Below are 13,431 nucleotides of genomic sequence, written 5' to 3' on the forward strand. Positions count from 1 at the left end.
GGCCCCGAACACGGTGGCCAAGCCTTTGCGCCGGACGATGATTACCGCCGGCTGCACCCTGCTGGCGCTATCCGTGATGCCACGGCATGCCAACGCGGCCACGATTGTGGCCGTGCGCACTTGGCCGGCAGACGAATACACGCGGGTAACGCTTGAGATGGACTCGGATCTCAAGGCCGAGCACTTTATGCTGCAGAACCCGTTTCGTCTGGTGGTGGACATCGACGGCTTGCGACTGAATGCCGGCATCAACCGCCTGATTTCACAGATCAAACCCAACGATCCCTATATCCGCTCGGTGCGAGTGGGGCAAAACCGCCCCGATGTGGTGCGCCTGGTGTTCGACCTGAAGCAGGATGTGGCACCACAAGTGTTTACGCTTAAGCCAATTGGCGAATACAAATACCGGCTGGTGCTTGATCTTTACCCCAAGGTTGCCCAAGACCCGCTGATGGCCTTGCTGAAGGATGCGCAAAACGATCCTTTGGCCGGTATTCTCGAGAGCCTGGCGCAAAACAGCCCCTCCGAGGCTCCCGTGCCCTCGGTGCAAGGGCAAGAGCTGCCCCCGTCGGCCAAGCAACCGCCACCCGTGGCCTTGTCACCCAAGCCCAGGCTGCCCAAGCGGCAGGATCGCCCGGTGTTGATTGCACTGGACCCCGGCCATGGCGGCGAAGATCCCGGCGCCACGGGGCGGCGCGGCACGCACGAAAAAGACATCGTGTTGCAGATTGCCAAGCGCTTGAAAAAAATGATCGATGCGCAGCCCAATATGCGCGCGTACCTGACGCGAGACCGCGATTATTTTGTGCCCCTTAACGTACGGGTACAAAAGGCCCGGCGCGTGCAGGCAGATTTGTTTATCTCCATCCACGCCGACGCCTGGATCAAGCCCTCGGCACGCGGGTCATCGGTATGGGCCCTGTCTGAACACGGCGCCACCAGCTCGGCGGCCCGCTGGCTGGCCAAGAAAGAAAACGATGCCGATTTGATTGGCGGCGTGAACCTGGGTGCGCACAACGCCCAGGTGGCCAAGGTGTTGCTGGATCTATCCACCGGCGCGCAGATCAGCGACTCGATCAACGTGGGTACGCGGGTGCTGCGCGAGATCGGCAAGATCAACCGCCTGCACAAAAATCATATCGAGCGCGCCGGGTTTGCCGTACTAAAAGCACCCGACATTCCGTCCATCCTGGTGGAGACCGCGTTTATCAGCAATCCCGAAGAAGAATCGCTGCTGCGCACCCCGGCGCACCAGCAAAAGATTGCCCGGGCGGTGCTCAGTGGCGTACAGGATTACTTCGCGGCCAATCCGGCGCTGGCGCGACGCGCCTAGGTGGCCTTGGACGAATCCTTACCGCGCAGGAGTTTCCACAGCACCCCCAGCACAGCCGGGATGGCGGCCGCCCCGATACCAATAAGCACAATGGTATTGAGATGCTCTTTGATGATGGGCACGTTGCCAAAAAAATACCCCAGCGTGATCAGGCCAACGATCCAGCCAACGGCCCCCACGGCGTTATAAAACTGAAACAGACCCACACGCATGCCGGCCACACCGGCCACAAACGGGGCAAAGGTGCGAAACAGCGGCAAAAAACGCGACAGCACGATGGTTTTGCCGCCGTGTTTTTCGTAGAAGGCATGGGTTTTAAGCAAGGCCTTGCGATCGAGAAAGCGGTAATCGTGCGAAAACACCTTGGGCCCGATGTAGCGCCCCACCGAGTAATTAACCGTGTTGCCCAAAATGGCTGCCACCACCAAAATACCGGCCATCAGCACGGGATCCAGATGGCCCGTGGCCCCAAATGCACCGGCGATAAAGAGCAAAGAATCGCCCGGCAAAAAGGGCAAGACCACCAGGCCGGTTTCACCAAAAATGATGAGGGCCAGGATCAGGTAGATCCAGGCGCCGTATTGGGCCACCCACACACCCAGAGACTGATCAATATTAAGCAGCAGATGAAAGAATTCGGCCATGGCCGTGTGCAACCTCTAGAAGTTAGTGCGCGGCAAAACCGTCACTATAATCGTTTTCATGACGCGACCCATCACTGCCCTGCCCGACACGCTGATCAGCCAGATTGCTGCCGGCGAAGTCATCGAACGCCCAGCCTCCGTACTTAAAGAATTGCTGGAAAACGCACTGGATGCGGGCGCGCGCGCCATTGAAATCCGGCTGGACGGCGGTGGCATCCGACGCATCCTGGTGGCCGACGACGGTCATGGCATTGCCTCGGCGCAACTGGGGCTGGCGCTGCAACGGCACGCCACCAGCAAGATTGGCTCTTTGGCCGAGCTCGAATCCGTGGCCACCATGGGGTTTCGGGGTGAAGCATTGGCGTCGATTGCGTCGGTGGCCCAGCTCACACTCACCTCCCGCACAGCGGATGGCGAGCAAGCCTGGCAGCTCAGCCCCGGGCAGACGCAGCCCTCGGCCGCGGCGGGCCCCGTGGGCACCCGCGTAGACGTGCGCCAGCTGTTTGACCATATCCCCGCACGGCGCAAGTTTTTGCGCTCCGAGGCCACTGAATATGGCCACTGCCTGGATGCCATCGAGCGGATTGCGCTCTCGCATCCGGAGATTGCCTTGCGGGTGTTTCATAACGACAAACCACAGCGCAACTGGCTGGCCACCGATATCCAGGGCCGCATCCGCGACGTGCTGGGAGCCGAGTTTCAGGCACAAAGCCTGCCGGTGTCTTGTGAACAGGGCCTGATCACCCTGGAGGGCTGCATTACGCGCCCCACCTTTGCCCGCAACCGGGCCGATCGCCAGTATTTGTACGTGAATGGCCGCTTTGTGCGCGACCGCACGGTGGGACACGCTGTGCGTCAGGCCTACGCCGACGTGCTGCACGGCGACCGCCAGCCCGCGTATGTGCTGTTTTTGGGGGTGGATCCCACCGGGGTAGATGTGAACGTGCACCCCGCCAAAAGCGAGGTGCGGTTTCGCGACAGCGGGGCGGTGCACCGCTATGTGGCGCAATCGCTGGGGCAAGTGCTGGCACAGCGCGGTGGCGCAGCCGGCGAGGCCGCAGATACGCTGCCTGCGCCTGGCCGGGAGGGTATTCCGCCGGGAGGCGGGGCAGCAGGGGCATCAGGGGATGACAACGGATCTCGGCCTGGAGGCGCTACCGGCACTCACACTGGATCTGGCATTGCAGGCGGGCAGCATGGCCCAGCGGCGTGGAATACGCCTGTCAGTGGCGGCAAGCCTGGCCGCTATCCAGGGCAGGTGCCGGTGCAACAACGCTTTGCCATGCACGACACCACACCCAACGTTGATTGGCGAGACCTCTATCGTCCGCTGGACGCGGGCGACCTGGCCGCACCAGCGGGCGGGGACGCATGGCCAAGCGGGCTGATCAGGCCCACGACAGGGCAGGCAGCCAGCGGCTTGATGGCACCCGCGGACGGGCAATCATCAGGAGTGCCAACGGCGATAGCAGGCAGACACGCCAGCCAGGCCGATGAGATGCCGCTGGGGATGGCGCTGGGCCAGTTGCACGGTGTGTATATCCTGGCGCAAAACGCGCATGGGCTGGTGCTGGTGGACATGCACGCCGCACACGAGCGCGTGGTGTACGAGCGCCTGAAGCTTGGCCTGGATCAGGCATCCTTGCCCGCCCAGGATCTGCTGGTACCCGTGGTGCTTAGCGTCAGCGAGACCCAGGTGGCGATTGCCCAGGAACACCAGGACACCCTGGATCAACTGGGCCTGCGCATCCGTGCCACCGGCCCGGCATCGCTGGCCGTGCGGGCGGTGCCTGCCCTATTGGCCCAGGGCGATATCGAATCCCTGGCGCGCGGTGTGCTGGCCGATGTCGAACGCTTTGGGCAATCAGCCCGCCTCACCGAGCAACGCAACGAGCTGCTGTCCACCATGGCCTGCCATGGCGCCATCCGTGCCAACCGCCGCCTGACGCTGGATGAAATGAACGCCTTGCTGCGGCAAATGGAGCGCACCGAACGTGCCGACCAATGCAACCACGGGCGCCCCACCTGGTTTCAATGGAGCCTGGCCGACCTGGACAAGCTGTTTATGCGGGGCCAATAGAACCAGACCAACCTGGCACCTATAACAACTGTTCCCTTCTGACAACGACCGTCCTGATGCTGACGGCCACCCCACCGATTTTTAACCACCGCTGCCTGCTCCTGACAACGACCGCCCTCATTTTGACTGCCTCTGTACTGACTGAATGAATTCAAACGCCTCTCCCCTGCTGATCTGCCTGGCCGGGCCCACAGCCTCGGGCAAATCGGCGGCCTCGATGGCCCTGGCCGCACGCTGGCCCATCGAAATCATCGTGATGGATTCGGCCACGATCTACCGGGGCATGGACATCGGCACGGCCAAGCCGGATCCCCAGGAACAAGCACAAGTGCCTCACCATCTGCTGGATATCCGCGACCCGGCGCAGGCGTATTCCGCCGCCGAGTTCGCCCAGGATGCGGCGGCGCTGGTTCAAGCCATCCACCAGCGTGGCCGGATTCCGATTTTGTGCGGCGGCACCATGCTGTATTACAAGGCGCTGCGCGAAGGGCTACATGCTCTGCCACCGGCCGACCCCGCCATCCGCCAGGCCTTGGATGAAGAAGCCCGCGAGCGCGGCTGGCCGGCATTGCATGCAGAGCTGGCGCGCGTGGATGCAATCACCGCCGCCCGTCTGGCACCCAACGACAGCCAGCGCCTGCAACGCGCCCTGGAGATCTGGCGCACCAGCGGCCGCCCGATGAGCGACTGGCTGGCGCAGGCCTCCCAGCCGGTGCTGCCGGATTGGCAATTTTTAACCATCAGCCTGGAGCCCTCCGACCGGCTGGTGCTGCATCGCCGGATTGCGCAACGCTACGAGGCCATGATGGGCGCCGGCTTGCTGGACGAAGTGCGTGCCCTGCATGCGCGGGCCGACCTGCACCCGGGGCTGCCTTCCATCCGCTGCGTGGGCTACCGCCAGCTGTGGGAGTACCTGGATGGTGACACATCGCTGGACGAGGCTGTCGAGCGGGCGATTGCAGCCACCCGCCAGCTGGCCAAGCGGCAAATTACCTGGCTGCGCGCCTTACCCGAGCGGCTAACGGTGGACTGCCTGGCCGATGATGCAGCCGGGCAGGTTTTGCGACACTGCGCACAGGTTCTGAAAGTGTGATCAGGCAGACTTGGTTGCCCGAGGGATCCCGCATCGTTTGGCCTGAAGGAATCGCTGCAATGCGCAGGCCACCTACTGACAGGAATACTGCAAACCGGTGATCCACACCGGTTTGCTTGCCGCTTAATCCACCAGGGTTTGCGCCCCGCCGGCTGCCTGGGGCTGGATCTGGCCCAATGTATAAACGGTTTCGCCCTGGGCCCTGAAGGTGGCTGTGATGGCATCGGCCTGGGCGCTATCCACCACCAGCACCATACCGATGCCGCAGTTGAATACGCGGGCCATTTCGGCGTCGGCCACGCCGCCTTGGGCCTGTAGCCACTGAAACAGCACCGGCCATTGCCAGGCATCGCGATACAGGTGGGCGCACAGCCCCGGACGCAGGATGCGGGGGATGTTTTCGAGCAGGCCGCCGCCCGTGATATGTGCCAGGCCCTTGATGGCGCGACCGTGCGCAGCCAGCGCGGCCAGCACCGATTTGACGTAAATGCGCGTGGGGGCCATGACGACATCGCCCAGTGGGCGGCCGTCCAGCTCTTGCTGGGGCTGCGCACCAGCATGCTGCAAAATCTTGCGCACCAGCGAATACCCGTTGGAGTGCGCCCCGCTGGAGGCCAAGCCCAGGACCGTATCGCCCTCGGCAATATCAGCGCCGTCGATGATGGCGGATTTTTCGACTGCGCCCACAGCAAACCCGGCCAGATCGTATTCGCCATCGGGATACATGCCAGGCATCTCTGCGGTTTCGCCACCGATCAGGGCACAGCCGGCAAGCTCGCAGCCACGGGCAATGCCGCCCACCACCTGCGCAGCGGTATCCACGGACAGCTTGCCGCAGGCAAAGTAATCCAGGAAATACAGGGGCTCGGCCCCTTGAACCAGGATATCGTTGACGCTCATGGCGACCAGGTCGATACCCACAGTGTCGTGTCGCTGCCACTCGAAGGCCAGGCGCAACTTGGTGCCCACCCCGTCGGTGCCAGACACCAGCACCGGCTGCTTGAGGTGACTGGGCAACTCGAACAAAGCTCCAAAACCACCAATGCCAGCCATCACACCCGGGCGCATGGTGCGTGCGGCCAGGGGCTTGATGCGGTCGACCAGTGCGTCGCCCGCGTCGATGTCGACGCCGGCTTCGCGATAAGTAAAGGAGGGGGGATTGCCTGATGTCATGAGAAAAGCCGCCGAATGTGCAAAAATTGCAGGTTTGGACAATAGAGTGGCCTGATTTTACGATGAACTCCGGCCCCATGAGCATGACGCAGCAATTGTTACTGGACATCCTGCCAGAAGCACTCCCAAGCCTGGAGCGTTTTGTGGCCGGTACCAACCGTGCTGCCGTAGACGCGGTGTCAGCCCTATCGCCCGGCCGCGCGGTGTACCTGTGGGGCAGCGTGGGTACCGGACGCAGCCATCTGTTGCGGGCCAGCGCCCATGCACAACAGGGGCTTTACCTGGATGCACGCACGCCTGCACACTGGCTGCAGGCACTGGCCACCGACGAAGACCGCGCCCTGACCCTGGTGGCGGTGGACGATGTCAATAATCTGGGCGAAGACGCCCAGGCTGCACTGTTTGCCCTGTTTAATCGCTGGCGGGCCTCGGCCAGCACCCCGGATGCGTTTGCACTGCTGACAGCGGGCGACCGCGCGCCCCTGACCATGCCGCTGCGCGAAGACCTGCGCACCCGCCTGGGCTGGGACCTGGTGTTTCGCATCCAGCAACTATCTGATGAAGAGCGCGCCCAGGCCTTGCGCGACCAGGCCTTGCAACGCGGCCTGAAACTGCCCGACGAAGTGCTGCACTGGATTTTGGTGCACCACGACCGCGACATGGGGCGGCTGATGGCCTTGATGGATCGCCTGGATCAATACTCACTGGTACACCATCGCCCGATTACCCTACCCTTACTTAAAGAACTGCTGACACACCATCCATGACCGCACCTTCTCATCTGGCCTTGTTTGATCTGGACCACACCCTCCTGCCCTTTGACAGCGATTATCAGTGGGCCGATTTCCTGGCCCGCACCGGCCGGGCGGGCGACCCCGCCACCGCCCAGGCGCGTAACGATGACCTAATGCGCCGATACAACGAAGGGGTGCTGTCGGCCGAAGAAGCCGCCGACTTCATGCTGGGGCTGCTGACACTGGCAGAGCCCACCCAGCTGGCACAGTGGCATCAGGATTACATGGCCGCGGTGGTACTGCCGGGGATCCTGCCTGCCGCGCAAGCCCTGGTGGCCGAACACCAGTCACGTGGCGACTTGTGTGCCATCGTGACAGCCACCAATTCCTTTGTGACTGCCCCCATCGCCCAGGCGCTGGGCATCAGCCACCTGATTGCCACCGTACCACAACAAGATGCCAATGGCCGCTACACCGGCCGTTTTGAAGGCACTCCCAGCTTCAAGGCCGGCAAAGTACTGCGGGTGCGCAGCTGGCTGGCCGCCCAAGACAGGCAGCTGGAAGACTTTGCGGAATCCTGGTTCTACAGTGATTCACTGAACGATTTACCGCTGCTCGAGGTGGTGACCCACCCGGTGGCCACCAACCCCAGCCCTGCCCTGCGCGAGCTTGCAGAAAGCCGTCATTGGCGTGTGCTGGATCTGTTTGCGGACATGCAGGATACAAAGTCTTAAAATACGCGCCATATGCTTAAGCAGACCATCAAACATTTCGTCTCGCGGCTTTTCGCCGCGCCGCCCAGTGGCCCGGTGCGCCTGTCACACGACAAGCACGGCATCGACCGCCGACTGGTCTCCCGCCACGCGATCAAGGTCTGCGAAGTCCTGAACCAGCACGGTTTTGACGCCTACATTGTGGGCGGCGCCGTGCGCGACCTGATCGTTGGCCTGCAACCCAAAGACTTCGACGTGGCCACCAACGCCACACCCAACCAGATCCGCCCGCTGTTTCGCCGGGCGCGCATCATCGGCCGGCGCTTTCAGCTGGTGCACGTGGTGTTTGGCCAGGAGATCATTGAAACCTCCACGTTTCGCGCACCGGCCTCGGGCACACAAGAAACCGACGAGCACGGGCGCATCCTGCGCGACAACGAATTCGGCACCCATGAAGAAGACGCCGCGCGGCGTGATTTCACCATCAACGCGCTGTACTACGATCCTCTCAAAGAAGAAGTGATCGACTTCCACCAGGGTGTGGCCGATCTTAAAAACCGGGTGGTTCGCATGATTGGCGACCCCGAAACCCGGTTTCGCGAAGACCCGGTCCGCATGCTGCGGGCCCTGCGCTTTCAGGCCAAGCTGGGGGCGCGCATCGACCCCGCCACCGAGGCTCCCATCAGCCAGTTGGCTTCGCTGATCGAGCACGTGCCAGCCTCACGCCTGTTCGATGAAACCCTCAAGCTGCTTACCTGTGGCCATGCCATGGATTGCCTACGCGAGCTTCGGCGCTCGGGCCTCACCAAAAGCCTGATCCCCCTGATCGACCGCATTTTTGAAGAAGAAGGCGGCGAGGCCTTTGTCGAAATCGCACTGTCACGCACAGACGCACGGGTGCGTTCGGGCAAGCCTGTCAGCCCCAGCTTTCTGTTTGCGGCACTGCTGTGGCGTCTGGTGCAAAAGCGCTGGGTACGGCTGGTGGCACAAGACGTACAGCGCAACGAGGCCCTGATCCGGGCGGCCGACTCCGTCATCGACGAGCAGATGGACAAGCTGGCCATCCAGCGCCGGCATCAGGCGGACATGCGCGAAATCTGGCTGATGCAGGCACGTTTTGAGCGTGCTACCGTGCGCTCGATCTGGCGCATGATGGAGCAGCCGCGGTTTCGTGCCTCGGTGGATTTTCTGCAATTGCGCGCCGAATCCCGCGAAGTGGACAGCGTGCTGGCGCAATGGTGGATGGATCTGGCCAACAGCGGCGACGACCACCGCAGCCAGATGATCGACACCTGGCAGGCAGGGCACGCCGGTGCCCGGCGCATCGGGGCCGGCACCACCCGCAAACGGCGGCGGCGGCGCAAATCCAGCGGCCACAAAGAAGCGCAGGATAGCGCCCCCGACACTGCTGAATGAGCCATACAGCCTACATTGGCCTGGGGGCCAACCTGGGTGATGCGGCCGAGGCCATCCAGGGCGCTGCCCAAGAATTGGCGGCCACGCCCGACATCCAGGCCCTGCGCCTGTCGCCGCTATACGGCAGCGCACCGGTGGGCTGCACAGGCCCCGATTACGTCAACGCAGTGGCAGAAATCCATACAACACTGCAACCAGCCGCGCTGCTGGCAGCACTGCAAGCCATCGAACAGGCACACGGCCGCGAACGTCCCTACCGTAATGCGCCGCGTACGCTGGATCTGGATCTGCTGTGGTTTGACGGAAAAACCATCGACACGCCAACCTTGACAGTGCCGCATCCACGCATGCATCTGCGCGCCTTTGTGCTGCAGCCCCTGCGGGATCTGGCACCTGATCTGGTGCTGCCCCAAGGCAATCTGGCAGATCTGCTTGCACGCTGCGCAGATCAGGACATCCACCCACTGTAAGCACGGGTGGCAATCAAGCGCATCAGCTGGTTTACACTGGGCGCTTTCCCTACTGCCCTACCCTTGACCATGCCTCATACTCCCCTCATCCGGCTGGTGGTTGCCTACACCGATGAACGCGTGATCGGGCGCGATGGCGGCATGCCCTGGCATTTGCCGGGCGACCTTGCGCACTTTAAACGCAGCACGCTGGGCCATCCGGTGATCATGGGCCGCAAAACCTGGCTGTCAATTGGCCGCCCGCTACCGGGCCGACGCAATCTGGTGCTTAGCCGGGACACCTCGTTTAGCGTGCCTGGCGTGGAATGTTTTGAATCTCTGGATGCGGCACTGGCAAGCTGCCAGGACGCACAGATTGTCTGCGTGATTGGCGGCGAACAGATTTTCAAGCAGGCGCTGCCACTGGCCGACCAGGTAATTGCCACTGAAATCCATGCCAATTTAGCTGGTGATACCTGGTTTCCGGCGCTGCCGGCAGGCCAATGGCAAGAGACAGAACGCCTGCCTCAGCCGGCGGGCGAGAACCCGCTTAGCTACGACTTTGTGACATATCAGCGGATACCCGGCACAAAACCTGCGTGATGTATTGGCTGCCTTAAGCAAAGGCGGCCTGCGCCAGGCGCACGCCAGCCAGATCAACTGGCTGGCATCTTGCCCGCTTAGCTGGCAGCCTTTGCGCGCGCCCGAATAGCGGTCACGGGCTCGCCAGCGATCCCCCAGTTGTCGGTATCCACTTCCTCGATGACCACGAAAGTGGTTTTGGGATTTTTACCCAGGACATCAACCAGCAACTGCGTGGCACCCTGCATCAGGCGGGCTTTTTGATCAGCGGTGACGCCCTCGCGGGTAATCTTGATATTTACATACGGCATGGTGCTTTCCTTGGTAGTCAGACGGTTGCCGGCACAGGTGACGCGTAGGCCTCGACCGGCGGGCAGGCGCAACTGAGATTGCGGTCTCCCCAGGCATTATCCACCCGGGCCACAGGTGGCCAGTACTTGCGGTCTGCCATACCGGGCAAGGGATAGGCTGCTTGCTCACGCGTGTAGGGGTGCGTCCAGTCTTGTACCAGCAACACTGCTGCCGGGTGCGGCGCATTGACCAGTACGTTGTCTTCCAGCGGCTGTTCACCCCGCTCGACTGCCGCGATCTCTTGCCGGATGGCAATCATGGCATCGATAAAGCGATCCAGCTCTTCGACCCCTTCGGATTCGGTGGGCTCGACCATCAGCGTGCCAGCCACCGGGAAGCTCATGGTGGGCGCATGGAAGCCGTAATCCATCAGGCGCTTGGCGATATCTTCGGCGCCGATCCCGCTGGCATCCTTGATTGGCCGGATATCCAGAATGCACTCGTGCGCGACGCGCGACTTGGGGCCGGCCGCGTACAGGATGGGATAGTGCGGCGCCAGGCGTGTGACCAGATAATTGGCGTTAAGAATGGCCACCTGTGTTGCGCGACGCAGGCCGCTGGCACCCATCATCGTGATGTACAGGGTTGAGATTGGCAAAATGCTGGCCGAGCCATAGGGGGCCGCCGACACCGGCCCCGATTGGCCGGCAGGCAAGCGGCCGTCTTCGCCCACCAGCCCGGGCAGGTAGGGCGCCAGGTGCGCGCGCACGGCCACAGGGCCCACGCCCGGCCCGCCACCACCGTGGGGGATGCAAAAGGTTTTGTGCAAATTAAGGTGCGATACATCCGACCCAAAGCGCCCAGGCTGGGCCACACCCACCATGGCGTTCATATTGGCACCATCCAGGTACACCTGGCCGCCGGCATCATGGATAAGCGCGCAGATCTCGGTAACCGTGGTTTCAAACACGCCATGGGTGGAGGGATAGGTGATCATCAAGGCAGCCAGATGGTCGCCGACTTCGGCCACTTTGGCGCGCAGATCAGCCATATCGATGCTGCCGTGATCATCGGACGCCACCACCACCACATCCATGCCGGCCAGATGCGCCGAGGCGGGATTGGTGCCGTGTGCCGAAGCGGGGATCAGGCAGACATTGCGCTGATGATCGCCATTGGCCTGGTGATAGCCACGGATGGCCAGCAGACCAGAGTACTCGCCCTGGGCGCCCGAATTGGGCTGCAGGCTGACGCGATCGTAGCCGGTGATCTCGCACAGTGCCGAGGAAAGACGATTGATCATGTCCTGGTAGCCCTGGGCCTGGCCGGCCGGGGCAAACGGGTGCATATTGGCAAACTCGGGCCAGGTGATGGGAATCATCTCGGCCGTGGCATTGAGTTTCATGGTGCACGAGCCCAGCGGGATCATGGTGCGATCCAGGGCCAGATCTTTGTCGGCCAGGGCGCGCAGGTAGCGCAGCATATCGGTTTCGGACTTGACGCGCGAGAAAGCCGGATGCGCAAGGATGGGACCCTGACGATGCAGCGATGCGGGGATGCCATCGCCGGCTGTGGTAAAATCGGGGGCCACGCGGGTTTCTGCGGTGCCGGCGGCAAATACGCTGAGCAGCACCTCGATGTCATCGGGCGTCACGGTTTCGTCCAGTGACAAGGCCACGTGGGTGTCATCGACACGGCGCAGGTTCAGCCCACCATCCACTGCGGCGTCCAGCACCGCCTGGGTATAGCTGCCGCACTGCAAATGCAAAGTATCAAACCAGCTGTCGTTGCATACTTCCACGCCCATGGCACGCAAGGCAGCAGCCAGCTGGGTGGTGCGGGTGGCCACACGCTGGGCAATTTTCCGGATGCCGACTGGGCCATGCCACACCGCATACATGGCGGCCATTACGGCCAGCAACACTTGTGCGGTACAGATATTGGAGGTGGCTTTTTCACGGCGGATATGTTGCTCGCGCGTTTGCAAGGCCAGGCGCAGGGCGGACGCACCGCGCGCATCTTGCGAGACACCCACCAGACGGCCGGGCAAGTTGCGTTTGTAGGCATCCTTGCACGCCATAAAGCCGGCGTGCGGGCCGCCATAGCCCATGGGCACACCAAAACGCTGACTGGAGCCCACGGCAATATCAGCGCCCCACTGGCCCGGAGGCGACAGCAAGGCCAATGCGAGAAGATCGGTGGCCACGGCCACAATGGCCCCGGCCTCATGGGCCTGTTGTGCCAAAGCCTGATAATCGGCAACGCCGCCCAGGCTATGCGGATATTGCAGCAGGACACCGAAGCAATCGGGCAGACCCGCGGACTCATCGCCCACCACCAAATCAATGCCAAGGCCGGCAGCCCGGGTACGCACAACTTCGAGAGTTTGCGGATGCACGTGCTGCGACACAAAGAACTGGCTGGATTTTGCCCGCGAGACGCGCCGGGCCAGTGTCATGGCTTCGGCGGCGGCAGTGGCTTCGTCCAGCAGGGAGGAGTTGGCGATATCCAGGCCGGTGAGATCGGTGATCATGGTCTGGAAAATCAGCAAGGCCTCGAGGCGCCCCTGGGAGATCTCCGGCTGGTAGGGTGTGTATGCGGTGTACCAGGCAGGATTTTCGAGGATGTTGCGCAAAATCACGTGGGGCACATGGGTGCCGTAGTAGCCCTGGCCAATAAAGCTGCGCAGCACCTGGTTGCGCGACGCAATGGTTTTAAGATCCGCCAGCGCTTCAACCTCATCCATGGCATCAGGCAGATCCAGGTAAGGTGCTTCGGACAGAATATTTTGAGGTACCACTTCGTCGATCAGGGCATCCAGGCTGGATACGCCGATGGCGGCCAACATGGCCTGCTGATCAGACTCGGACGGCCCAATATGACGGGCAACAAATTCGGATTGCGAAGCAACATCGCGCGACAT

The 13,431-nt window shown here is 62.4% G+C and carries 12 protein-coding genes; 8 read left to right on the forward strand and 4 right to left on the reverse strand.

Annotated elements, in window-relative coordinates; genetic code table 11:
- Window positions 1-37: 37 nt before the first annotated feature.
- Entirely contained in the window at window positions 38-1,333 is a 1,296-nt protein-coding gene (locus WA928_RS02505; protein WP_424299597.1) for an N-acetylmuramoyl-L-alanine amidase, read from the forward strand.
- On the opposite strand, the gene WA928_RS02510 is transcribed toward WA928_RS02505, so the two are convergent.
- Window positions 1,330-1,977, reverse strand: a complete 648-nt coding sequence (locus WA928_RS02510; RefSeq protein ID WP_424299109.1) for a VTT domain-containing protein — start codon at window positions 1,975-1,977, stop codon at window positions 1,330-1,332. The genes WA928_RS02505 and WA928_RS02510 overlap by 4 nt on opposite strands.
- A gap of 58 nt (window positions 1,978-2,035) precedes the next feature.
- Here WA928_RS02510 and mutL point away from each other — a divergent pair, with 58 nt between their 5' ends.
- Together mutL and miaA are read left to right on the forward strand one after the other, a co-directional pair.
- Window positions 2,036-4,057, forward strand: a complete 2,022-nt coding sequence (gene mutL, locus WA928_RS02515; RefSeq protein WP_424299112.1) for a DNA mismatch repair endonuclease MutL — start codon at window positions 2,036-2,038, stop codon at window positions 4,055-4,057.
- A 145-nt stretch (window positions 4,058-4,202) separates the two neighbouring features.
- Window positions 4,203-5,150, forward strand: a complete 948-nt coding sequence (gene miaA, locus WA928_RS02520) for a tRNA (adenosine(37)-N6)-dimethylallyltransferase MiaA (RefSeq protein WP_424299115.1) — start codon at window positions 4,203-4,205, stop codon at window positions 5,148-5,150.
- A gap of 123 nt (window positions 5,151-5,273) precedes the next feature.
- Here the strand turns inward: miaA and purM are convergent, their stop codons facing one another.
- Window positions 5,274-6,323, reverse strand: coding sequence for a phosphoribosylformylglycinamidine cyclo-ligase (purM, locus tag WA928_RS02525; RefSeq protein ID WP_424299118.1), 1,050 nt, complete (start codon window positions 6,321-6,323; stop codon window positions 5,274-5,276).
- 83 nt (window positions 6,324-6,406) lie between these two features.
- Between purM and hda the strand changes: the two genes are divergently transcribed.
- From hda to WA928_RS02550, 5 genes are all read left to right on the forward strand, one after another.
- Window positions 6,407-7,090 (forward strand): DnaA regulatory inactivator Hda, encoded by a 684-nt coding sequence (hda, locus tag WA928_RS02530; protein ID WP_350380201.1) that lies wholly within the window; start codon window positions 6,407-6,409, stop codon window positions 7,088-7,090.
- Window positions 7,087-7,791 carry an HAD family hydrolase gene (locus tag WA928_RS02535; RefSeq protein ID WP_417251686.1) on the forward strand — a complete coding sequence of 235 codons (705 nt, stop codon included), beginning with the start codon at window positions 7,087-7,089 and terminating at the stop codon, window positions 7,789-7,791. The genes hda and WA928_RS02535 overlap by 4 nt, the downstream gene beginning before the upstream one ends.
- A gap of 12 nt (window positions 7,792-7,803) precedes the next feature.
- Entirely contained in the window at window positions 7,804-9,186 is a 1,383-nt protein-coding gene (pcnB, locus tag WA928_RS02540) for a polynucleotide adenylyltransferase PcnB (RefSeq protein WP_350379628.1), read from the forward strand.
- A complete protein-coding gene (gene folK, locus WA928_RS02545; protein WP_350379630.1) occupies window positions 9,183-9,656 on the forward strand; it encodes a 2-amino-4-hydroxy-6-hydroxymethyldihydropteridine diphosphokinase in 474 nt (157 codons plus the stop codon). Before pcnB ends, folK begins: the two co-directional genes overlap by 4 nt.
- A 69-nt stretch (window positions 9,657-9,725) precedes the next feature.
- A complete protein-coding gene (locus WA928_RS02550) occupies window positions 9,726-10,238 on the forward strand; it encodes a dihydrofolate reductase (RefSeq protein ID WP_350379632.1) in 513 nt (170 codons plus the stop codon).
- Window positions 10,239-10,315: 77 nt separating this feature from the next.
- On the opposite strand, the gene WA928_RS02555 is transcribed toward WA928_RS02550, so the two are convergent.
- Both WA928_RS02555 and gcvP read right to left on the reverse strand, forming a co-directional pair.
- Window positions 10,316-10,528, reverse strand: a complete 213-nt coding sequence (locus tag WA928_RS02555; RefSeq protein ID WP_350379634.1) for a tautomerase family protein — start codon at window positions 10,526-10,528, stop codon at window positions 10,316-10,318.
- A 17-nt stretch (window positions 10,529-10,545) separates the two neighbouring features.
- On the reverse strand, window positions 10,546-13,431 hold the full coding sequence (gcvP, locus tag WA928_RS02560; RefSeq protein ID WP_424299123.1) for an aminomethyl-transferring glycine dehydrogenase: 2,886 nt from the start codon (window positions 13,429-13,431) through the stop codon (window positions 10,546-10,548).

Origin of the sequence: Castellaniella sp., assembly GCF_049651205.1 — a bacterium.
GTDB lineage: Bacteria > Pseudomonadota > Gammaproteobacteria > Burkholderiales > Burkholderiaceae_B > Castellaniella.